General features: G+C 69.0%; 18 protein-coding genes. 7 read left to right on the top strand and 11 right to left on the bottom strand.

Features of this window, described 5'->3' with window-relative positions; genetic code table 11:
• Both B3E43_RS07865 and B3E43_RS07870 read left to right on the top strand, forming a co-directional pair.
• The coding region (locus B3E43_RS07865) for an adenylosuccinate synthase (RefSeq protein WP_292028214.1) at window positions 1-1,269 on the top strand (1,269 nt) is incomplete at its 5' end.
• A 91-nt stretch (window positions 1,270-1,360) separates the two neighbouring features.
• Window positions 1,361-2,167 carry a response regulator gene (locus B3E43_RS07870; RefSeq protein WP_292028216.1) on the top strand — a complete coding sequence of 269 codons (807 nt, stop codon included), beginning with the start codon at window positions 1,361-1,363 and terminating at the stop codon, window positions 2,165-2,167.
• Between the two features lie 5 nt (window positions 2,168-2,172).
• On the opposite strand, the gene B3E43_RS07875 is transcribed toward B3E43_RS07870, so the two are convergent.
• Window positions 2,173-3,093 carry an alpha/beta hydrolase family protein gene (locus B3E43_RS07875; RefSeq protein ID WP_292028217.1) on the bottom strand — a complete coding sequence of 307 codons (921 nt, stop codon included), beginning with the start codon at window positions 3,091-3,093 and terminating at the stop codon, window positions 2,173-2,175.
• Window positions 3,094-3,180: 87 nt separating this feature from the next.
• Here B3E43_RS07875 and kynU point away from each other — a divergent pair, with 87 nt between their 5' ends.
• Entirely contained in the window at window positions 3,181-4,413 is a 1,233-nt protein-coding gene (kynU, locus tag B3E43_RS07880) for a kynureninase (protein ID WP_292028218.1), read from the top strand.
• 36 nt (window positions 4,414-4,449) lie between these two features.
• Here kynU and rpoH read toward each other — a convergent pair whose 3' ends face one another.
• Together rpoH and B3E43_RS07890 are read right to left on the bottom strand one after the other, a co-directional pair.
• Window positions 4,450-5,337, bottom strand: a complete 888-nt coding sequence (gene rpoH / locus B3E43_RS07885; protein WP_292028220.1) for an RNA polymerase sigma factor RpoH — start codon at window positions 5,335-5,337, stop codon at window positions 4,450-4,452.
• A 217-nt stretch (window positions 5,338-5,554) separates the two neighbouring features.
• Window positions 5,555-6,580: an RluA family pseudouridine synthase gene (locus B3E43_RS07890; protein WP_292028222.1), complete on the bottom strand. Its 1,026-nt coding sequence runs from the start codon at window positions 6,578-6,580 to the stop codon at window positions 5,555-5,557.
• 136 nt (window positions 6,581-6,716) lie between these two features.
• On the opposite strand from B3E43_RS07890, the gene B3E43_RS07895 reads away from it, so the two are divergent.
• On the top strand, window positions 6,717-7,352 hold the full coding sequence (locus B3E43_RS07895) for a DUF2799 domain-containing protein (protein WP_292028224.1): 636 nt from the start codon (window positions 6,717-6,719) through the stop codon (window positions 7,350-7,352).
• Window positions 7,353-7,370: 18 nt separating this feature from the next.
• Here B3E43_RS07895 and fba read toward each other — a convergent pair whose 3' ends face one another.
• The 6 genes from fba to B3E43_RS07925 all read right to left on the bottom strand — a co-directional run bounded on the left by fba (window position 7,371) and on the right by B3E43_RS07925 (window position 14,567).
• On the bottom strand, window positions 7,371-8,456 hold the full coding sequence (gene fba, locus B3E43_RS07900) for a class II fructose-bisphosphate aldolase (protein ID WP_292028226.1): 1,086 nt from the start codon (window positions 8,454-8,456) through the stop codon (window positions 7,371-7,373).
• Window positions 8,457-8,539: 83 nt separating this feature from the next.
• Window positions 8,540-9,736 (bottom strand): phosphoglycerate kinase, encoded by a 1,197-nt coding sequence (locus B3E43_RS07905; RefSeq protein ID WP_292028229.1) that lies wholly within the window; start codon window positions 9,734-9,736, stop codon window positions 8,540-8,542.
• Window positions 9,737-9,740: 4 nt separating this feature from the next.
• Window positions 9,741-10,754, bottom strand: a complete 1,014-nt coding sequence (gap, locus tag B3E43_RS07910; RefSeq protein WP_292028230.1) for a type I glyceraldehyde-3-phosphate dehydrogenase — start codon at window positions 10,752-10,754, stop codon at window positions 9,741-9,743.
• A 110-nt stretch (window positions 10,755-10,864) separates the two neighbouring features.
• Complete coding sequence (locus tag B3E43_RS07915) at window positions 10,865-12,208, bottom strand: S41 family peptidase (protein WP_292028231.1); 1,344 nt, start codon at window positions 12,206-12,208, stop codon at window positions 10,865-10,867.
• Window positions 12,208-13,803 (bottom strand): ATP-binding protein, encoded by a 1,596-nt coding sequence (locus B3E43_RS07920; protein ID WP_292028233.1) that lies wholly within the window; start codon window positions 13,801-13,803, stop codon window positions 12,208-12,210. The genes B3E43_RS07915 and B3E43_RS07920 overlap by 1 nt, the downstream gene beginning before the upstream one ends.
• Window positions 13,800-14,567, bottom strand: a complete 768-nt coding sequence (locus tag B3E43_RS07925) for a response regulator (protein ID WP_292028235.1) — start codon at window positions 14,565-14,567, stop codon at window positions 13,800-13,802. Before B3E43_RS07925 ends, B3E43_RS07920 begins: the two co-directional genes overlap by 4 nt.
• Before the next feature lie 94 nt (window positions 14,568-14,661).
• On the opposite strand from B3E43_RS07925, the gene B3E43_RS07930 reads away from it, so the two are divergent.
• The 3 genes from B3E43_RS07930 to B3E43_RS07940 all read left to right on the top strand — a co-directional run bounded on the left by B3E43_RS07930 (window position 14,662) and on the right by B3E43_RS07940 (window position 18,043).
• Window positions 14,662-15,351, top strand: coding sequence for an EF-hand domain-containing protein (locus B3E43_RS07930; protein WP_292028237.1), 690 nt, complete (start codon window positions 14,662-14,664; stop codon window positions 15,349-15,351).
• 99 nt (window positions 15,352-15,450) lie between these two features.
• Window positions 15,451-16,680 (top strand): S41 family peptidase, encoded by a 1,230-nt coding sequence (locus tag B3E43_RS07935; RefSeq protein ID WP_292028239.1) that lies wholly within the window; start codon window positions 15,451-15,453, stop codon window positions 16,678-16,680.
• A gap of 301 nt (window positions 16,681-16,981) precedes the next feature.
• A complete protein-coding gene (locus tag B3E43_RS07940; protein WP_292028241.1) occupies window positions 16,982-18,043 on the top strand; it encodes a S41 family peptidase in 1,062 nt (353 codons plus the stop codon).
• 4 nt (window positions 18,044-18,047) lie between these two features.
• Here B3E43_RS07940 and purT read toward each other — a convergent pair whose 3' ends face one another.
• Window positions 18,048-19,247, bottom strand: coding sequence for a formate-dependent phosphoribosylglycinamide formyltransferase (gene purT, locus B3E43_RS07945; protein WP_414631344.1), 1,200 nt, complete (start codon window positions 19,245-19,247; stop codon window positions 18,048-18,050).
• Window positions 19,244-21,193: a transketolase gene (gene tkt, locus B3E43_RS07950; RefSeq protein WP_292028266.1), complete on the bottom strand. Its 1,950-nt coding sequence runs from the start codon at window positions 21,191-21,193 to the stop codon at window positions 19,244-19,246. Before tkt ends, purT begins: the two co-directional genes overlap by 4 nt.
• Window positions 21,194-21,260 lie beyond the last annotated feature (67 nt).

The following is a 21,260-nucleotide window of genomic DNA, read 5'->3' on the forward strand; positions in this document are numbered from 1 at the left end:
CAGTGGGGCGACGAGGGCAAGGGCAAGATCGTCGACTGGCTGTCGAACCGGGCCGACATGGTCGTGCGGTTCCAGGGCGGGCACAACGCCGGCCATACGCTGGTGGTGGACGGCAAGGTCTACAAGCTGGCGCTGCTGCCCAGCGGGGTCGTGCAGGGCAAGCCCTCGATCATCGGCAACGGCGTCGTGGTCGATCCCTGGCATCTGGTCGGGGAGATCGAGAAAATCGAGGCGCAAGGGATCAGGATCAGTCCCGAGATGCTGATCGTGGCCGACAACGCCTGTCTGATCCTGCCCATCCATCCGGCGCTGGACGTGGCGCGCGAGGCTGCCGCGAGCGCCCCCGGCGCGCGGATCGGCACCACGGGGCGCGGGATTGGGCCAGCCTACGAGGACAAGGTCGGGCGGCGGGCGATCCGCGTCTGCGACCTGGCCAATGTCGACGACCTGAAGGTCAAGATCGACCGCCTGCGGTCGCACCACGATCCGTTGCGGGCGGGGCTGGGGCTGGAGCCGATCGATCCCGAGGCGCTGCTGGCGCAGCTGCTGGAGATCGCGCCGAAGGTCCTGCCCTATGTGCAGCCGGCCTGGCGGGTGCTGGATCAGGCGCGGCGGGACGGCAAGCGGGTCCTGTTCGAGGGCGCCCAGGGCGCTTTCCTGGACGTCGATCACGGGACCTATCCCTATGTGACCAGCTCCAACACGGTGGCGGGTCAGGCGGCGGCGGGTTCCGGAATCGGGCCGCGCGGCGTCGGCTATGTGCTGGGCATCGTGAAGGCCTACACCACGCGGGTCGGCGAGGGCCCGTTCGCGTGTGAGCTGAGCGATGAGGTCGGGACCCATCTGGCGACCGTGGGCCGTGAGGTGGGGGTCAATACTGGCCGGGCCCGGCGATGCGGCTGGTTCGACGCGGTGCTGGTACGGCAGTCGGTGGCGATCAACGGCATCGACGGGATCGCCCTGACCAAGCTGGACGTGCTGGACGGGCTGAAGACGCTGAAGATCTGCACCGGCTACCGGATCGACGGACAGGTGCTGGACTATCTGCCGTCCAGCCTGAAGGCGCAGGCCGCGGCCGAACCGGTGTTCGAGGAGATGGACGGCTGGAGCGAGAGCACCGCCGGCGCGCGCAGCTTCCGCGACCTGAACGCCAATGCGGTGAAGTACGTGCGCCGGATCGAAGAATTGATCGGGGCGCCGGTGGCCCTGCTGTCAACCAGCCCCGAGCGGGACGACACCATCATGATGCACGATCCGTTTCGGGGTTAGGCGATCCGGCGGGTGAACGCCGAAAATCGAGCGTTCAACGGGCCTTAACCCGGTTCAGCTATGCACGATCTCCTTGGTGGAGGTCCGCGTCTTGTTTGCAGTCGATCGTCGTGTGCTGGCGAAGCTGGAGCCCGTGGTCAAACGCGTGCTCATCGTCGATCCGAATCTTCATGCCGCTCGCCTGCTGACCGACATCATGAAGGGGTTGGGCGCGCGCGACATCGTGGTCCAGCCGGACGAGAAACGCGCCATGATGGCGGCTGCGGAACTCGAACCCGGGATCGTCTTCACCGAGCGCACCGGCGAGGGGCTGGACGGCGAATCCTTTGCAAGGGCGCTGCGACGGTCGGACATGAACTGCCGCCGCGCACCGATCATCATGGTCACGGCCGATGCGACCGCGCGCACCATCCTGGGCGCGCGGGACTCCGGGGTGCATGAATTCCTGCGCAAGCCCTTCACCAGCGCGGACCTGTTCAAACGGGTCGAGAACGTTGCGTTGAAGCCGCGCGACTGGGTGGAGGCCGTGGGTTACGTCGGTCCTGATCGTCGCCGGTTCAACTCGGGTGAATTCTCTGGAGCCAGGAAGCGCAAGGCCGATCGATCGGCGACGGGTACGGCCGGACACGCCGACGCCAAGGACCAGGCCATGCGGATCCTGGGCTCGGCGCTGGACCAGTTCGACAGTGATCCGATGCAGGCGGTGCGGGCCATCCGTGAGCAGGCGGCGACGCTGAAGACGCTGGCGATGAAGGTGTCGGACTCGCGACTGGCCGTGGCGGTGGGGGCCCTGGAAGTGTCCATGGCGGCCGGCCCGCCAACCAAGGCGACACTGGCGGCGCCGATCGGAACCCTGCTGGCCATGCATCAGGCAGAGCCCGTCGCCAAGGCGGGCTGAGGCCGCTAGCGCAGAACGCCCTCGAAGGCGTCCAGGACCCGCGGCCAGGCCGCCGAGGTCGGGTCAATGACCTCGAAATGACCAGCGCCCTCTATCACGATTGACCCGGCTGGATCGCCGCGGCCAGCCGCCGCTGCGGCGTAGTCCTGACCGAACCGAGGCGGGACGATCGGGTCCAGCGCCCCCGAAATCACCGCCTGACGATCGCCCAGCGGAAGCATTGTGGGCGGGGAGGTGTCAGAGAAGACGTCGCGACCGCCGGGAACCTGGACCCCGACGAGACTGTCGATGGTCGAGGGACCGCCGCAGGCGTCAGGCCCCGTCTCCCGATAGCTCGCGAGGTCGGCGATGCCGGCAAGGGAGACGACGCCCCCGATCGGTAAGGGATCCGCTGTACGCAGGGGACTTTCAGCGGGCAGACGATCACGCGCCGCCGCCCAGAGGGCCAGATGACCGCCGGCGGAGTGGCCGGAGACGACGACACGCCGGAGGTCGAGGCCGTGCAGCGGAGCGAGGGCGCGCAGATGGTCGAGGCCCGCGGCGATGTCCTGGAAAGTGCCCGGATAGCCGCCGCCGGGGTGGCCGATGCGGCGGTATTCGAGGTTCCAGACGGCATAGCCCCGGTCACGCAGGTCGGCGGCCATATAGTCCATCAGCTCGGTACCCGGCAGGTCGGCGCGCCAGCAGCCGCCGTGGATCAGGACGATGACGGGATGGCGACCCCGTCCGCGCGGGAGCCACAGCTCGCCGAACTGGAGCGCGTCGGGGCCGTAGGCGATGCGATGATCAGCGGCGGCGCGCGGCCGGGCCAGAAGCTGGCTGAAGGTAATGGGCGCGCGAGCCTCGACAGGGGCGATGACCGCCGGCGCCGGGGCGCAGGCGGTCGATGCCAACAGGCCGGCCAAGGCGGCGGTCAAGAGACGCATCGGGCGGTCCTGTCGAAGTCGCCGTTTCACCGGCGCGGCGGGTCACTGTAGAGAGCAGGAGCCGTCCGGCAACCGGAGCCCGAGAGAATGACCACCCGACAGGACTGTCTCGACAGGGACGCCGCCGATCCTCTGGCCGCGGCGCGGGATCGGTTCAGCCTGCCCGACGGGATGATCTATCTCGACGGCAATTCGCTCGGCGCGCTGCCGGTCGCGGCGGCGGAGGTCGTGCGGGAGGCGGTCGAGCGGCAGTGGGGCGCAGATCTGATCGCCAGCTGGAACAAGCACGGCTGGATCGGCCTGCCTCAGAAGGTCGGCGGCAAGATCGCGCGCCTGATCGGAGCGGGCGCGGACGAGGTTGTGGCGGCGGACTCGGTGTCCGTGAACCTTTTCAAGCTGGCCGCCGCGGCCGTGGGCGCCCAGGATGGGCGGCGGGTCGTGCTGACCGAGGGCGGTGATTTTCCGACGGACCTGTACATTCTGCAGGGGCTGGCCGGGATGATACCGGACGTCGAGCTGAGAGTTGTTGAACCGGGCGGGATCGAGGCGGCGCTGGATGACCGGGTGGCGGTGGTCCTGCTGAGCCACGTTCACTATCGCAGCGGCGCGGTGCGCGACATGGCCGGATTGAACGCGGCGATCCGGGCGGTGGGGGCGTTGAGCCTGTGGGACTTGAGCCATAGCGCGGGGGTGCTGGACGTCGACCTGAACCGCGACGGCGCCGATCTGGCGGCGGGCTGCGGGTACAAATATCTGAGCGGCGGGCCGGGGGCGCCGGCCTATCTGTTCGTGGCGAGGCGGCATCAGGCAGCGCTGCGCAATCCCTTGTCAGGCTGGATGGGTCATGCGCGGCCCTTCGATTTTGTCGACGACTATGCGCCGGCGGCGGGCATTGACCGATGGCTTTGCGGGACGCCGCCGATTCTGAGTCTGACAGCGCTCAACGCCGCGCTGGCTGCGTTCGATGGCGTGGACATGGTCGCAGCGCGGGCAAAGGCGGGAACGCTGGGCGATCTGTTCATCGAACGGGTTGAGACGCGTTGCGCCGGCCAGGGTCTGACGCTGGCGAGTCCGCGCGATGCGAGTGCGCGGGGCGGGCAGGTCTCGTTCACTCATCCACGGGGGTGGCCGATGATGCAGAACCTGATCGCGCGCGGGGTGATCGGCGATTTCCGCGCTCCGGATGTGATCCGGTTCGGGTTCGCGCCGCTGTATGTGCAGTACGCCAATGTGTGGGATGCCGTTGAGGTTCTGGGCGACATTCTCGACAGCGAAAGCTGGCGGGATCCGCGCTATCAGAACGTCGCCGCAGTGACCTGAAAACGGGCGGCCCGGCCGGGCCGCCCGACTTCCTGATCAGGCGTCGACGAGGTTCCGCTCTTCGGCTGCGGCGCGCATGGCCTTCTGGAGCTTTTCGAAAGCGCGGACCTCGATCTGACGCACGCGTTCGCGGGATACGCCATACTGGCCGGCGAGCTCCTCAAGCGTCACCGGATCGTCCTTCAGGCGGCGCTCGGTCAGGATGTGCTTTTCGCGCTCGGTCAGTTCCTGCATCGCTTCCTCGAGCAGGCCCATGCGGATCGACTTCTCCTCGCTCTCGGCGAGGGCGGTCTCCTGCGACACGGCGGTGTCGTCAGCCAGCCAGTCCTGCCATTCGCTCTCGCCGTCCGAACGGATCGGGGCGTTCAGCGAGGAGTCGCCGCCGAGACGGCGGTTCATATTGGTGACCTCTTCCTCGGACACGCCCAGCTTGGTGGCGATGGCCGCGAGGTGTTCCGGACGCAGGTCGCCCTCCTCGAAGGCCGAGATCTGGCTCTTGGCCTTGCGCAGGTTGAAGAACAGCTTCTTCTGCGCGGCCGTGGTGCCCATCTTCACGAGCGACCAGCTGCGCAGGATGTATTCCTGGATCGAGGCGCGGATCCACCACATGGCGTAGGTCGCCAGGCGGAAGCCCTTGTCGGGATCGAATTTCTTGACGGCCTGCATCAGGCCCACGTTGCCCTCGGAGATCACTTCGCCGATCGGCAGGCCGTAGCCGCGATAGCCCATGGCGATCTTGGCCACGAGGCGCAGGTGCGAGGTGACAAGGCGGTGGGCGCTCTCGGCGTCCTGGTGCTCGGTCCATCGTTTGGCGAGCATGAACTCTTCGTCTTTCGCAAGCATGGGAAACTTGCGGATCTCAGTCAGGTATCGCGACAGTCCCTGTTCAGGCGACATCACCGCGAGTGATCTGGTTACAGCCATTTGGTCCCTCCGACCGTGTAAACGAGCGGGTCCTTCGGAGGCGGCCACCCAATGTGCACCGTCGCCTCACCCCTCAACCGATGAAATAGGGTCGGGTTTCCGCACTTGTCAGTGGCGGATGGTCACACGAAAGCGTGACCGTTGCCCCGGCGCCACGGCACCGAATGAGCGAGTGTATAGCGTAGAGTCAGTCCTTAATCAAGACGGACTGCGAGATCTAGAGAGCGGCGAGGCTCTGTTCGAGCAGGCGCATGTCTTCCGGCGGGGCAGTCTCGAAGCGCAGCGCCTCGCCCGTCACCGGATGTACGAAGCCCAAAATCGTCGCGTGAAGCGCCTGGCGGGTCAGGCCGGCGGCCTCGATAGCGGCGCGGACCGGATTGGCGGGGCTGCCTGTGCCGTAGACCGGGTCGCCCAGCAGCGGCGAGCCCTTCGAGGCCATGTGCACCCGGATCTGGTGGGTCCGGCCGGTATGCAGGGTGCAGGCGACGCGGGCGGCGAGTGGCGGGGCGGCCGGTCGGCTGCCCTTTCTCGGCGCCGCGCCGAACAGGGCCTCGACCTCATAGTCAGTGATGGCTTCGCGCCCGCCGACCCGGAGCACCGCCATCTTCTTTCGATCGCCGGTGGAGCGGCCGATGTTCGAGACGATGCGGCCCTTTTCGGGTTGGGGCGCGCCGCGGACAAGGGCGATGTAGGTCCGCTCGATGTCGTGGGCGGCGAACAGGGCCGAGAGTCCGGCGTGGGCGGCGTCGGACTTGGCCGCGACCATGACGCCGGATGTGTGTTTGTCGAGCCGGTGGACGATGCCGGGACGGGCGACGCCGCCGATGCCGGACAGGGATGCGGCGCAGTGGTGCAGCAGGGCGTTGACGAGGGTGCCGGTCTCGCTGCCGGGGGCCGGATGCACCGCCATGCCGGCGGGCTTGTCGATCACGATGAGGTCCGCGTCCTCGAACAGGACGGTCAACGGGATGTTTTCGGGCTGGGGGATGGCGGAGATGACGGCCGGCATGGCGACGGCATAGAGGCCGGGCAGGGCCTTGGACGAGGCGCTGGACACGGGCTGGCCGTCACGGGTCACGACACCCTCCGCCAGCAGGGCCTGGACGCGGGCGCGGGACAAGGTGGGGAAGAGGTCCGACAAGGCCTTGTCCAGACGGGCGCCGCCGACCTTGACGGTGGCCTCCAGAACCGGTGGGAGGTCTTCCTCGGTAGCGAAATCTTCGATCAGGGGGTCGTCGGACACGGGGGCGCTCCGCCGCTCGGGCCGGGCGGCAGGGCGGTCTAGCACGTCGCGGGCGCGTACGGGCAAGGCGCGATCTTGGCGGAACAGTCAAGCTGGGTCATCTTCAGGTGACGCTGCGGGGATACGGAGCCAGACCATGAGATTTTTGCTTCTTGCGGCCGCTGCGGGTGCGGCTCTCGCGGTCGCCAGCTGCGCCACCATGTCCAAGGACCAATGCCTGGCAGGGGCCTGGGGCGAGGTCGGCTATCGGGATGGGTCGGAGGGTCAGCCGATGAGCCTGCTGGCGGACCATGAGAAGGCCTGCGCGGAGTATGGAGTAGCGCCCGACGTGGCCGCATACAGCTCGGCTCGCGCGGACGGGTTGAACGGCTACTGCCGATGGGAAAGAGGGTTCCAGGAAGGCCGTGAGGGCGATACCTACCACGGCGTCTGCACGCGAGCGCAGGAGGAGGAATTCCTGCCGGCCTATCGCGACGGCCAGATGGTTTATGCGGCGGAACAGGCGCTGACCAATGCGCGCAGCAGCGTGGAGAGCCTGGGCGCCCGGCTGGAGGAACTGGACGACAAGATCACGGCCAAACAGGCTGAAGCGCGCGCCGAAGGTCTGACCGACGAGCAGCGCGACGCGATCCGCAACCGCATTCAGGAAATCCGCCGCGAGCGGGCCGATACCGAACGGGATTGGCGACGGGCCCAGAATGCGGTCGACGACGCCGAACGCGACATGAGGGACGTGCGCCGCCGGTTCCGGGGCCAGTACGGCGGCTGGTGAGGCCGCCGTACTGACGGGTCAGGCGGCCTGTGAGGCCGAGGCGCCGAAATGCGGGTTCAGCTCGCCCTTGGCGTAGCGCTGGGCCATCTGAGCCGTCGACAGGGGCCGGATTTTCGAGGCTTGGCCTTCGCAACCGAACTCCTGGAAGCGTTGCTGGCAGACCTTGCGCATCGCCTCCTTGGCGGGCTTCAGATAGGCGCGCGGATCGAACTCGCCGGGCTTCTCGGCGAGGATTTTCCGGATCGCGCCGGTCATGGCCATGCGGTTGTCGGTGTCGATGTTGATCTTGCGGACACCATGCTTGATGCCGCGCTGGATTTCCTCGACCGGCACGCCCCAGGTCTGGGGCATCTGGCCGCCGTACTGGTTGATGATGTCCTGCAGGTCCTGCGGCACCGAAGACGAGCCGTGCATGACCAGATGGGTGTCGGGCAGGCGGCGATGGATTTCCTCGATCACGTTCATCGCCAGCACGGCGCCGTCCGGCTTGCGGCTGAATTTGTAGGCGCCGTGGCTCGTGCCCATGGCGATGGCGAGGGCGTCGACCTGGGTTTCCCGCACGAAGTCCACGGCCTGATCCGGATCGGTCAGGAGGGCGGAGTGATCGAGCTTGCCCTCGAAGCCGTGGCCGTCCTCGGCCTCGCCCATGCCGGTTTCCAGCGAGCCGAGCACGCCCAGCTCCCCCTCGACCGAGACGCCGCAGGAGTGGGCCATCTGGACCACGCGGCGGGTGACGTCGACGTTGTATTCGTAGCTGGCGGGCGTCTTGGCGTCCTCTTCCAGCGAACCGTCCATCATGACGGAGGTGAAGCCGTACTGGATGGCGGTGGCGCAGGTCGCGGGGCCGTTCCCATGGTCCTGGTGCATGCAGACCGGGATGTGCGGATAGAGCTCGGCCAGGGCGTCGATCAGCTTGGCCAGGACGATGTCATTGGCGTAGCTGCGCGCGCCGCGGCTGGCCTGGATGATGACCGGGGCGTTGACCGCCTCGGCGGCCTCCATGATGGCCAGGCCCTGTTCCATGTTGTTGATGTTGTAGGCGGGCAGGCCGTAGTCGTTTTCCGCCGCGTGATCGAGAAGCTGTCGCAGCGTGATGCGCGCCATTGGGTGTCTCCTGAGCCCGTGAGTTTTGCCGGTGGTTTAGCCGCCCCGCGTCTCGAAGTCACGCATTGTAACAACGCAATTCGTCAGGCTCGCAGCGCCTCGACGCCGGGCAGGGGCTTGCCCTCCATCCACTCAAGAAAGGCGCCGCCGGCGGTGGAGACGAAGGTCATGTCGTCGGCCACGCCCGCGTGATGCAGGGCCGCGACCGTGTCGCCGCCGCCGCCGACTGCCGTCAGGACGCCCGCCCTGGTCAGCGCGGCTGCATGGTGGGCGACCGCGACGGTGGCCGTGTCGAAGGGCAGGACCTCGAATACCCCAAGCGGACCGTTCCAGATCAGCGTCTTCGAGGCGGTCAGTGCGTCGACGAGACGCGCGACGGTGGCCGGGCCGGCGTCGAGGATCTTGTCGTCGGTCGACAGCGGCTGACCGGCGACGACCGGGCGAGAGGCCGCGCCGGGCTTGACCTCGGTCGCTACGACGAAGTCGACGGGCAGCAGGATTTCGCAGCCGCGGGCCTTGGCTTCGGCGAGGATTTCGAGGGCCGTGTCGGCCATGTCGCGCTCGGCCAGGGAGCCGCCGATGTCGATCCCCTGCGCAAACAGGAAGGTGTTGGCCATGCCGCCGCCGATGGCCAGCCGGTCCAGCTTGCCGACGAGGTTCTTCAGCAGGTCCAGCTTGGTCGAGACCTTCGCTCCGCCGACGATGCCGATGACCGGCTTCTGCGGCTTACCCAGCGCGGCGTCGAGGGCGTCGAGCTCGCGCCGCATTGACTCGCCGGCGTAGGCAGGCAGCAGCCGGGCCAGGCCTTCAGTCGAGGCGTGGGCGCGGTGGGCGGCGGAGAAGGCGTCATTGACGTAGACGTCGCCCAGTTCGGCCAGCTGGGCGGCGAAAGCGGGGTCGTTGGCTTCCTCCCCCGCGTGGAACCGGACATTCTCGAGCAGGACCACGCCGCCGATGTCTATGTCGGCGATCATGGCCCTGGCCTCATCGCCGACGCAGTCGGTCGCGAACCGGACGGGGGCGCCCAGCAGGTGTTCGAGGTCGTCGACCACCGGCTGCAGGCTCATCGACGGCACGACCTTGCCCTTGGGCCGGTCGAAATGGGCCAGCAGGACGACCCTGGCGCCGGCGTCGCGCAGCCGGTTGATGGTCGGCAGGGCAACGCGCAGGCGGGTGTCCTCAGTGACCTTGCCGGCCTCCATCGGGACGTTGAAATCCACGCGGACGAGGGCGGTCTTGCCCGCGAGGTCACGGGCGTCGTCGAGGGTGCGGAAGGTCATGATCTCAAGCCTTGATCAGCTTGCTCATCACCAGCGCCGTGTCGGCCATCCGCGTCGCGAAGCCCCATTCATTGTCGTACCAGGTCAGGACGCGGGCCAGTTTGCCGTCGACGACCTGGGTCTGGGGCAGGGCGGCGGTGGAGGAGGCGGCGATGTGGTTCAGGTCGGTGGAGACAAGAGCCTCGTCGGTGGTGGCCAGAACGCCCTTCATCGGGCCGTCGGCGGCGGCCTGGATGGCGGCGTTGATCTCTTCGACCGTCACCTCGCGGCCGGCGACGACCTTCAGGTCGACGACCGAGACGTTGGGGGTCGGCACGCGGATCGAGGAGCCGTCCAGCTTGCCCTTAAGGGCCGGCAGGACCAGGCCGAGCGCCTTGGCGGCGCCGGTCGAGGTCGGGATCATCGACAGGGCGGCGGCGCGGCCGCGGTACAGGTCCTTGTGCATCGTATCCAGCGTCGGCTGGTCGCCGGTGTAGGCGTGGATCGTCGTCATGTAGCCGCGCTCGATGCCGAACAGGTCGTGCAGGACCTTGGCCACCGGGGCCAGGGCATTTGTGGTGCACGAGCCGTTGGAGACGATGATGTCGTCGGCGGTCAGGGTCTCATGATTGACCTTGTAGACGATGGTCTTGTCGGCGCCGTCGCAGGGGGCCGAGACCAGCACGCGCTTCGCGCCGGCGGTCAGGTGGGCCGAGGCCTTTTCCTTCGTCGTGAAGATGCCTGTGCATTCGAAGGCGATGTCGACGTTCAGTTCCTTGTGCGGGAGCTTGGCCGGGTCGCGTTCGGCGGTGACCTTGATCTTGCCCAGGCCGACGTCGATCCAGCCCTCGCCATGCTCGATCGTGCCGGGGAAGCGGCCGTGGACCGAGTCATACTTCAGCAGATGAGCATTGGTCTCGACCGGGCCCAGGTCGTTGATCGCCACCACCTCGATGTCGCGACGGCCGTGCTCGACGATGGAGCGCAGGACGAGGCGGCCGATACGGCCGAAACCATTGATGGCGACGCGGACAGTCATGGGGCGGTCTCCGAAGAAGCAGTGTGCGGGATTGGCGCTTCAATGAAGCCGACGAGCGCGGTGATCAACCCCGAGCCCGTAACAAGACGTGATCGACTGTAACGCTTCGGTCAGTCCGTGCGGCGTGCGCGGGGCCCTGGGCCGCCGATGCTGACCGAGTCCATGGTCGTGACCCGGCCGGAGCCGTCGCGCGTAAACTGCACCCGGCGGGCGGGATCGCCGACGACGGTGAACAGGTCCGGGCCGAGGGCGGCCAGCACGAGGGGCGGGCGGCGGCCGCGAACGACGTGGAGCTTGTCTCCGACCACCGACACCTGCTGCTCGCCATATGTGCCGGCGTAGACGGACAGGTCGCCGCCCTGCAGCGTCGCGTTCATCGCCTCCAGAGCCCAGACGGCGTCGGTGCGACGGCTGTCGTCGGCGACGATGCCCTCCAGCGCCAGGGCGTGTGCCCGGGTCAGAGCCTGGTCCCACGGCACGGCCACGTCGGGGATGACGCCCGTTCCCTCCCAGTTTCCACCCGTATTCGGATTCCTCGGCGAGCCCCGGGAGATGAAGACCGCGAACCCGCCGCCAACCGGAACCATGCCGCCAGGGTTGGCGGCGCCGCCCGAGGCCTCGCCGATAATGGTCGCGCGGCGCGCGCCCTGCAGGGTGTAGGGGAAGGCCTCGCCAGCCGAGCCGGTGCGACCGCTGATCAGCACATAGACCGGAACCTCCAGCCGGGGCGCGGGATGGAACACGGCCGGAGCCTCGCTCTCCGTGCCTTCGCGGCTGTGGAAGACGTTGTAGATCGGCGCGTCCGCCGGGGTGAAGGCGCTGGTCAGGTAGCCGACCATAGAAGGCGCGCCGCCGCCGTTGTCGCGCAGGTCGAAGATCACGGCGTCCGTATCAGCCACGAAGGCGAGGGCGGAGTCGGCGGCGCGGCGGGCCGGATCGGCGGGATTGTCGAAGTTGATATTCGAGAACTGGCGCAGGTCGATGTAGCCGACGTTGCCGGGCAGGATCTCGATCTTGCGGAAGCCGAAATTGCCACGCGTCTCGCCCGGATTGGCCGGTTGGGCCAGGCGACGGATGGGTTCGCCGCTCGCCGGAGCTCCGTCTGTCGGCGGAGGGCGCCGTATCGCCGGGGCCGGTCCGGTAGGTGCGTTGGGGTCCCAAGCGACATTAAAATGCGCGTCTAGCGGGCGCAGGCGACGGCTCAGCGCGGCGGCCATGTCACGCTGGTCCGTCAGGCTGTCGAAGGCCCCGGCGGCGGCTTCGGCCTCGAGGGCGTCGGCAATGCGGTCGGCGGCGGCGGGATCGAAATAGAGTTCGCGGATGCGAGCCGCAACAGCCGCGACCGTCTCGCGCGGCGCCGGCTGGGCGGCTGCGGTCGGCGCCGGCGCGGTCTGGGCCTGGACGAGGGCGGGTACCGCCGCGAGCAGGGCGGCGGCGAGGATCAGGGCGCGCATCAGTGCCTCTCCGTGAGCTGGACAAGTGGCAGTTCGAGCCGGGCGACCAAGCCGCCGTCGCTCCGGTTTGAAAGGGTCACGTCGCCACCGTGAGCCCGCGCTGCCTGACGGGCGACCGTCAGACCAAGACCCGCTCCGCCGGTCTCGCGGCTGCGCGAGCGTTCGGCGCGGTGGAAGGGTTCGAAGACGGCCTCGAGTTCGTCGTCGGGCAGGCCGGGGCCATCGTCCTCGACCGTGACCACCGCGCGACCGTCCCGGGCAAAGGCCTTCACCCGCGCCGCGCCCCCGTATTTGACGGCGTTGGCGATGAGATTGCCCAGCGCCCGGCGCAGGCCGGCGGGGTCGGCCTCGACCGGCAGTTCGCCGCCGCCGTCGAAGGTCACGGGTCCGCCGGTCTCGGCGAACCCTCCCGCGCAATCGGCGGCAAGCGCGTCGAGATCGAAGGCCTCGCGCCGCTCGGGCGTCGCCTCGCCGCGGACATAGGCCATGGCCTGGGCGATGAGGGCGTCCATCTCCTCGATATCGGCGGCCATCCGGTCGCGCACGGCCTCGGGCGCCTGTTCGGCCCGGAAACGCAGGCGGGTCAGGGGCGTGCGCAGGTCATGGGCGATGGCGGCCACCGTCTGGGTTCGCTTGCGCATGTGGTCGCGCAGGGACGCCTGCATGTCATTGAAGGCGTGGATGGCGGTGCGCACCTCGCTGGGACCGGAGGCCGTCAGCGGCTCGGCCTCGGGGTCGGCGCCCAAGCGCTCGGCGGCGTCTGCGAAGACGCTGATCGGTCGGGTCAGCCTGCGCGCCATCCACCACACCAGCGGCGCCAGCAACAACATGGAAATGCCCAGCGCCAGCAGAATGCGCTGCTGCCAGGGCGACAGCAGGCCGCGCGGCGGTTCGACCGTGGCCCAGCGCCCGTCCGGCTGGCGCACCGAGGCGGAGAAGGGCGCGAAGGTCAGGCGGTCGGCCCGCACGGTGAACTGATGGGTCTCCCGATCAATGACGAAGGCCCCGTTCTCCGGGCCGCCCGGGGCCAGGTGGCGCATGCGCAACTGGGCCTCGACGTCGGCTCCGCGACGCACGACCACGGTTTCGTCGGATCCGGCGGGCGGCACGGCGATGACGACGGGCGGCGGCGAAGGGGCCGCGCCGCGCACGCCATCCCGCTCACCCGCCGGCGGGCCGCCTTCGGGACGCACGAGGATGAAATCCATCTGCCGTTCGGAAGTCTCGCCCTCCTCCGGCCCCGGTGCGCGCCGGCGGGGCGGACCGTGATCGACCTTGACCCGGACAGCGTCCGGCTCCACCCGGAGCCGCTGGGCCAGACCGGCGCGGATGGCCATGGCCATGGGGTCGATCTGGATATCGACCTCCGGACCGGGCGGCCGATCGACGATGCGACGACGCAGGGCGCGGCCGTCAGCGGTCTCGGCCGGTTCGCCCTTCAGGGCATCTGCCGCCGCGCCGATGCTGAAGCCTGCAGGGCGCGGCTCGGGGGCGAGCACGACCACGCCAAAGGCGACGGCCTGGGACATGACCACCGCCAGCACCGCCAGCGCCGCCACCTGAACCAGCACGGGGAAGGATGTCGGCCGCCTCATCCGACGCCCCGGATCGCGCCGTTGTGCCGCTCGACCCTGACGTCGAACATATAGCCCTCGCCCCGCAGGGTCTGGATCATCTCCAGGCCGGAGCCGTCGTCGAGCTTCTTGCGCAGGCGGCTGATCTGCACATCCATGGCGCGGTCGAAGACGTCGGCGTCGGCGCCCCGCGCCCGCTCCAGCAACTGGTCGCGGGTCAGCACCCGCCCGGGCCGTTCAGCAAAGGCGCGCAGCAGGGCGAACTCCCCCGCCGACAGCGAGACCGAGCGACCGTCCGGCCGGGTGAGCTCGCGCCGCAACAGGTCCAGCCGCCAGCCGGCGAAGGTCAGGGCCGGGCCTTCGGCTACCGCCTCATCTCGCGGGCGTCGCAGCACGGCGCGGACGCGGGCCAGCAGTTCACGTGGATTGCAGGGCTTGGCCAGATAGTCGTCGGCCCCCAGCTCCAGGCCGATGATCCGGTCGGTGTCCTCGCCCATGGCCGACAGCATGACGATCGGCGGCCCCTTGCCGGCCAGGCGGCGGCATACCGACAGTCCGTCCTCGCCCGGCATCATCAGATCCAGCACGATCAGGTCGGGCGTCTGTTGCGCCACGGCGCGATCCATCTCGGCGGCAGAGGCGGCACCGACGGCGTCATAGCCGTGCAGGACCAGATAGTCGCACAGCACCTCGCGGATGCCGGGGTCGTCGTCGACGACGAGAATGCGGGGGGCGGCGTCGGCTTGCATGGCGGCCATTGTGGCGAACCAGACGCTCGCCGTCATTTCAGCTTTGAAACAATCGCCGGCGCCGTTGAAACACTCCGGCAAGCGGGGCGTGGTCGAACAGAGGCCGCACAATAACGGGAGCCGACCGCTCATGCTGACCCTGATCGCCCTTTCCGCCATCCTGACGCAGCAGACCCCGGCGCCGCCCGCGCCGCCCGAAATCCACACGCGCGTCATGGTCATGGGCGCCGGTGGTCCAGGCGGGCTCGACAAGGACGGCGACGGCCATATCACGCGCGAGGAGTTCGCCGCGCCGCTGAACGACCATTTCGCCCGCATGGACGCCAACAGCGACGGTCGCCTCTCGTCAGAGGAACTGTCCGCCGGTCACGGCGCCATGGGCGGTGGAGAGCATGACATCCGGATCATGCGCGGTCCGGGCGGTCCCGGCGAGCATGAGATCCGGGTCATTGGCGGTCCGGGCGGTCCGGGCGTCCGGCATTTCGAAATGCGCCGGACGCATCCCGGCGGGGAGGGTGGCGGCCATGCGGAACATGCGGGTGACGGCGAGGCGCGGACCATGGTCTTCGTCGGCAGCCTGACCGGTCCGGGCGGCGAACGCGAGATCGTCATCCACGGCGGTCCGGGCGGACAGAACGATCTCGACACCGACAACGACGGCAAGATCAGCGAAGCCGAGTTCAGCGCGCCCCTGCGGGAGGCCTTCGCCCGGATGGACGCCGATCGCTCGGGCTTCATTGAGGCGGGCGAGCGGGGCTCCGGCCACGGCTCCGAGGTCTTCGTTCACCGCATCGAAACGCGACAGAATGATGAAGACTGATCCGTCTGCGACTTCGTGAGTTGAAAGACAGGATGGGCGCCTTCTAATGGCGCCGTGAATTACCGTCGTATTCTCCGGATTTTGACTGCATCGGCGGCGATGAGCCTTGCGCTCATCGCCGCTCCGGCGTTCGCGGCTGATCCCGGATCCGGGGCCGGCGCGCCCCCGGCGGCCTCCGCGACGCTCGACCCCGAGCGCGCGCGGATGAACCAGCGGGTCTTCGACCGTGTCTGGAACGAGGTGAGAAGCCAGTACTACGACCCCGACCTGCATGGGGTGGATTGGATCGCCGCCCGTCGCACCTGGCGGCCAGTCGCGCTGACGGCGCCGGACGACCGGACCCTGTATCGCGCGCTCGGCGGCATGCTCGATCTGCTGGACGATGATCACGCCGGCGCGGCGCCGCCTGCCGTGGCTCGACGCCAGGATACCCTGCGTCAGCGTCGGCCCGCCATCGGCGTGTCCCTGAGGCCCGAGCCCTCGGGCGACCTCTATGTGATCGAACAGGTCCGGCCCGGTTCGCCCGCCGCCGAGGCCGGGGTGGCCGTTGGCTGGCGGCTGGTCACAGGCGACGGCGCGCTCTGGACGCCGGAGCAGGACATCGCGGAGGGGCACCCCGTGACCCTGTCGCTGATCGACGGCGAGGGCGCCGCCCGCCCCTTGACCCTGATCCCCCGCATGATGGAGCCGTCGCCGGCCTTCGTCGCCGACCGCTCGCGTCCGGGGGTTCTGGTGTTGACCGTGGACGGCTTCGAACTGGGGCTGGGCCGCTGGATGGGCGAGCAGCTCGAAGACCTGCCGCCGGATACCGACGTCGTCATCGACCTGCGCGGCAATCCCGGCGGCCGGCTGGCCGAGGCCGATGCCGTGCTCAGCTGTTTCCTCCCGCGCGATCGCCTGTGGGCCGCCCGCACGGGCCGCTCGGGGCGCCGCGTTGAGCTGAGGACCGCCGGCGGTTGCGGTGATCTGGCCGAGCCGGTCGGGAACGACGTGGCCGTCCTCGTCGACGCCAACAGCCGCAGCGCCGCCGAATTGACCCCGGCCGCCCTGCAGGAGGCGCGGCGCGCGGTCGTGGTCGGCGCGCCGACGGCGGGCGCGGTTCTGATCTCGCAGGAGACCCGCCTGCCCGACGGCGGAAGGCTGAGTCTGAGCCGCGCCGACTTCATCACGTCGGGTGGGGTTCGGCTGGAAAAGCGCGGCGTGACACCTGATGTTGCCGCCGAACAGACGCTGGAAGACAGGCGCGCCGGCCGCGATCCGGGGCTGGAAGCGGCGATGGCTGCGCTGGCCGGCGCGGACCAGGCGCGCGTCGCCTCGCCAGGGCACTGAAACGGCGCGCGACGATCCCGGCTCCGCTTCCGAGTTCCGCGCCACGCACCGGTACCTTGTCCTCGGACGGCGCGGGCTGGCCCGGGGCGCACGATCAGGCTAGTCTCGGCGCATGAGAGATATAGTGTCTGTTTTCAGTACTTTACGGCGTCTCGGAGCCGTTGCCGGCGCGGCCGTTCTGTTAACGGGATGCCAGAGCTTTCTTCCATACGACGATGACGCCCGGATACCGACCCCGGTGCAGGTGGAGGACGGCTCGGCTGCGCGCGAGGCGCTGAACGCACGGGTATATGATTCCGCTGTGCGCTGGGTAGGGCTGCGATTTTACAAGCGGGATTTCGGGGGAATCGACTGGGCGGGCGAGGCCGCCGCCCGTCGTGAAGCGGCCCTCGTGCAGCCGACGGAGGGCGATTTTTACAGGGCGCTGAACGAGACCCTCGACCTGCTCGGCGACCGACATACGACCGCGTTGACGCCGACGCGCCATCGTGAACGCACGCTGGCCCGCCTCGAGCCCACGCCCAATCTCGGGTTCAGCATGCGGCGCATCGATGACCAGCTCATCGTCACTTCAATCCGGCCCGGCGGCCCCGCCGATCTGGCGGGGGTGCAACTCGGCTGGCGCGCCGACCGGTTGAACGGAGAGCCCGTGTCTGTGACTTCGTCCCTGGACAAGACTCTCGATGTCCAGGTGGTTGTCTTCACCGACGGACAGGACGTCGAGCACGAGGTGAGGATCCCGGTCGTCCCCCTGCCGCCCTATCTCGGCGACGCCGTGCGGCGGCCCGATGGCGTCCTCGTGCTGTCGTTCGACTATTTCGCGCCAGCGACACGGCGCTGGTTCGACGACCAGATGCGCGCCGCCGCAGCTGACCCGCCCAAGGGGATCGTCATCGATCTCCGCGACAATCCCGGTGGTTTCATCGACGATGTCGGGCGGACGCTGGCCCATTTCTTCCCGGATCGCCAACCCTATGCTTGGGTAGACTTCGGCTACGTGCCGCGTTTCCCCTACCGGACCCGGCCGCCCCGCGACGTCTGGACGGGACCCGTCGCTGTCGTCATCGGGGACGGCTCCGCCAGCGGCGCCGAGGTCTTCGCCGCGACCTTCCAGGAGACCGGCCGCGGTCCCGTCTTCGGCCTGAGATCGATGGGGGCGGTCGTCGCCTCGCGCGACCTTCTGCTGCCGGATGGGGGCGAACTGAGCATCGGCATGCGAAGCTTCCGCTCCGGCGCCGGCGCTGTGCTGGAGGGCGTCGGCGTCACCCCGGACCATGAGATCCAGTTCCGCGCCGACGAGCTGCGCCAGGGGCGGGATGCGATGATCGAGGCCGCCGCCGAGGCGGTTCTGGCGCGGCCCTGATCGATCAGCCCCGGACGGGCCGCACCCTCGACGCCGCCTCGCGCGCCCGTTCGCGAGCCTGCTCCACGGTCTCGCCGCGCGCCGTGGCCACGCCCATGCGGCGGGTGACGAAGCTCTCGGGCTTGCCGAACAGGCGCAGGTCGGCGGTCGGGACAGACAGGGCCTCGGCTACGCCTTCGAAAGCGATCCCGACCGCATCCATGCCGCCGTAGATCACCGCGCTGGCGCCGATGTCGCGCTGGCTGACGTCGACGGGCAGGCCGAGGATGGCGCGGGCATGCAGGGCGAACTCGGACTGGGTCTGGGTCGCCAGGGTCACCAGACCGGTGTCGTGCGGGCGGGGCGACACCTCCGAGAACCAGACCTGGTCCCCTTTCACGAACAGCTCGACCCCGAACACCCCGAGCCCCCCCAGCGCATCGGTGACCTTGCGGGCGATGTCCTGCGCGCTGGCCAGGGCGGCGGGAGTCATCGCCTGTGGCTGCCAGCTCTCGACATAGTCGCCCTTGACCTGACGATGGCCGATGGGGGCGCAGAAGTCGGTGCGGACGGCGCCGTCCCGCAGCGAACGGACGGTCAGCAGGGTGATCTCGAAGTCGAAATCGATCCGGCCCTCGACGATCACCGTCGCAGTCTCGACCCGTCCGCCGGATTGCGCATAGGCCCAGGCGTTGGCGGCGTCCTCAAGGGCGTCGATCATCGACTGGCCCTTCCCCGACGACGACATCACCGGCTTGATGAAGACCGGCAGTCCGATCCGCTGCGCGGCATCGGCCAGTTCGGCGGCGGACGTTGCGAAGGCATAGGGGCTGGTTGGCAGGCCCAGTTCCTCGGCCGCCAGCCGGCGGATGCCCTCGCGGTTCATGGTCAGCTGGGTGGCGCGCGCGGTGGGGATGATGGTGGCCAGACCGGCCGCCTCGATCTGCGCCAGCACCTCGGTGGCGATGGCTTCGATCTCCGGCACGATGATGTGCGGAGCCTCGGCCATGATAACGCCGTTCAGCACCTGAGGATCGGTCATCGGAATGACATGGCTGCGGTGCGCCACCTGCATGGCCGGGGCGTTCGGATAGCGGTCGACCGCGATCACCTCGGCGCCGAGACGTTGCAGCTCGATGGCCACCTCCTTGCCCAACTCCCCGGCACCGAGAAGCATGACGCGGACGGCGCTGTCGGAGAGGGGGGTGCCGAGGCGCATGGTCAGAGCCGGGCCTTCACGGCCGCGACCACCGCATCCGTGGTGATCCCGAACTTCTCGTACAGCACCTCTGCCGGGGCGCTGGCCCCGAAGCCGGTCATGCCGACGAAGGCGCCGTCCTCGCCGATGAACCGTTCCCAGCCCTGCTGGATGGCGGCCTCGACGGCGACGCGGACCGTGCCGCGGCCGATGACCGCGGCCTGGTACTTGGCGTCCTGCTGGAAGAAGAGCTCGAAGCACGGGACCGAGACGACGCGGGTCGGCGTGCCTTCGGCCTCCAGCACATCGGCGGCGGCCAGCGCGAGCGCCAGTTCCGTGCCCGTGCCGAACAGGGTGACCTTGGCCGTCCCCTTCGCCGCGCGGATTTCATAGGCGCCCTTGGCCGACAGGTTGCCGTCCGAGGCCACGGTGCGCACCGCGGGGGTCTTCTGGCGCGACAGGGCCAGGGCCGACGGCGCGGACTTGTGCTCCAGCGCCGCCTGCCAGCACTCCATGGCCTCGACCGTGTCGGCCGGGCGGAAGACCAGCAGGTTGGGGATGGCGCGGAGGGCGGCCAGATGTTCGACCGGCTGGTGCGTCGGGCCGTCCTCGCCGAGACCGATGGAGTCGTGGGTCAGCACATGGATCGCCCGCACGCCCATCAGGGCGCCGAGGCGAATCGCCGGGCGGCTGTAGTCCGAGAACACCATGAAGGTGCCGCCGTAGGGGATGATCCCGCCGTGCAGCGCCATGCCGTTCATGGCTGCGGCCATGCCGAACTCGCGGATGCCCCAGTTGACGTAGCGGCCCTCATAGGTCGGGGCGTCGAAGATCGGCGTGCCCTTGACGAAGGTGTTGTTGGAGCCGGTCAGGTCGGCCGAGCCGCCGACCAGTTCGGGGATGGCCGCGAACAGCTCATCCAGAGCCGCGCCCGAGGACTGGCGGGTCGCCTGTGCCGGCTTCGTCTCGACCAGTTCCGCGATCTTCGCGTTCAGGGCGTCGAAGGCGCCGGCGGGCAGGTCGCCCTTCATGGCCCGCGTGAAGTCTGCGGCCTGCGCAGAGGCGTTCAACCGGGCCTCCCAGGCCTTGCGCTCTTTCGCGCCGCGCTTGCCGACCTTCTTCCAGGCCTTATCGACAGCCTCGGGCAGTTCGAACGGTTCATGCGTCCATGACAGACCGAGACGGGTGGCCGCGATCTCGGCCGCGCCGAGGGCGGCTCCGTGGGTCTTGTGGCTGCCTTCCATGGTGGCGGCGCCGCGACCGATCTTCGTCTTGCAGGCGATCAGGGTCGGCTTGTCCTGCCGGGTCGCCCACTGCAGCGCCGACTTGATGGCCTTCATGTCGTGGCCGTCGACCGCCTTGACCGCCCAGCCGGCAGCCTTGAAGCGCGCCTTCTGGTCGGTGGCGTCCGACAGGGATACCGCTCCGTCGATGGTGATGGCGTTGTCGTCCCACAGCACGGTCAGCTTGTTCAGCCGGTAGCGGCCGGCGAGGGCGATGGCCTCCTGCGACACGCCTTCCATCAAACAGCCGTCGCCGGCGATAACCCAGGTGCGGTGGTCGACCAGGTCGGCGCCGTATTTGGCGGCGAGGTGCCGCTCGGCCATGGCGAAGCCGACGCTGTTGGCCAAGCCCTGACCCAGCGGGCCGGTGGTCGTTTCGACGCCCGGCATATGGCCGAACTCGGGGTGGCCCGCGGTCTTCGAGCCCCACTGGCGGAAGTTGGACAGCTCTTCCTTGGTCGCGGCCTTGTAGCCGGTCAGGTGCAGCAGGCTATAGATCAGCATCGAGCCGTGGCCCGCCGACAGGATGAAGCGATCCCGGTCGGCCCAGTCGGGGCGGCTCGCGTCGAACTTCAGAAACTTCGAGAACAGCACCGTCGCCACATCGGCCATGCCCATCGGCATGCCCGGATGGCCGCTCTTCGCCTTCTCGACCCCGTCCATGGACAGCACCCGGATGGCATCGGCCATCTGTTTGGGGGTGGCCTTTGCGGATACGGTTTTGGCGTCGGTCACGGTGGGACCTTTCGTCGGGAGG

Source organism: Brevundimonas sp. UBA2416, from assembly GCF_002343105.1.
In the GTDB taxonomy this organism is placed as follows: domain Bacteria; phylum Pseudomonadota; class Alphaproteobacteria; order Caulobacterales; family Caulobacteraceae; genus Brevundimonas.

Excerpts from the sequence above, each read along its gene's own strand:
- B3E43_RS07875 (WP_292028217.1), bottom strand. The coding sequence starts at position 3,093 with ATGCGTCTCTTGACCGCCGCCTTGGCCGGCCTGTTGGCATCGACCGCC.
- kynU (WP_292028218.1), top strand. The coding sequence starts at position 3,181 with ATGACCACCCGACAGGACTGTCTCGACAGGGACGCCGCCGATCCTCTG.
- rpoH (WP_292028220.1), bottom strand. The coding sequence starts at position 5,337 with ATGGCTGTAACCAGATCACTCGCGGTGATGTCGCCTGAACAGGGACTG.
- B3E43_RS07895 (WP_292028224.1), top strand. The coding sequence starts at position 6,717 with ATGAGATTTTTGCTTCTTGCGGCCGCTGCGGGTGCGGCTCTCGCGGTC.
- fba (WP_292028226.1), bottom strand. The coding sequence starts at position 8,456 with ATGGCGCGCATCACGCTGCGACAGCTTCTCGATCACGCGGCGGAAAAC.
- B3E43_RS07905 (WP_292028229.1), bottom strand. The coding sequence starts at position 9,736 with ATGACCTTCCGCACCCTCGACGACGCCCGTGACCTCGCGGGCAAGACC.
- gap (WP_292028230.1), bottom strand. The coding sequence starts at position 10,754 with ATGACTGTCCGCGTCGCCATCAATGGTTTCGGCCGTATCGGCCGCCTC.
- B3E43_RS07915 (WP_292028231.1), bottom strand. The coding sequence starts at position 12,208 with ATGCGCGCCCTGATCCTCGCCGCCGCCCTGCTCGCGGCGGTACCCGCC.
- B3E43_RS07920 (WP_292028233.1), bottom strand. The coding sequence starts at position 13,803 with ATGAGGCGGCCGACATCCTTCCCCGTGCTGGTTCAGGTGGCGGCGCTG.
- B3E43_RS07925 (WP_292028235.1), bottom strand. The coding sequence starts at position 14,567 with ATGACGGCGAGCGTCTGGTTCGCCACAATGGCCGCCATGCAAGCCGAC.
- B3E43_RS07930 (WP_292028237.1), top strand. The coding sequence starts at position 14,662 with ATGCTGACCCTGATCGCCCTTTCCGCCATCCTGACGCAGCAGACCCCG.
- B3E43_RS07935 (WP_292028239.1), top strand. The coding sequence starts at position 15,451 with ATGAGCCTTGCGCTCATCGCCGCTCCGGCGTTCGCGGCTGATCCCGGA.
- tkt (WP_292028266.1), bottom strand. The coding sequence starts at position 21,193 with ATGGCCGATGCCATCCGGGTGCTGTCCATGGACGGGGTCGAGAAGGCG.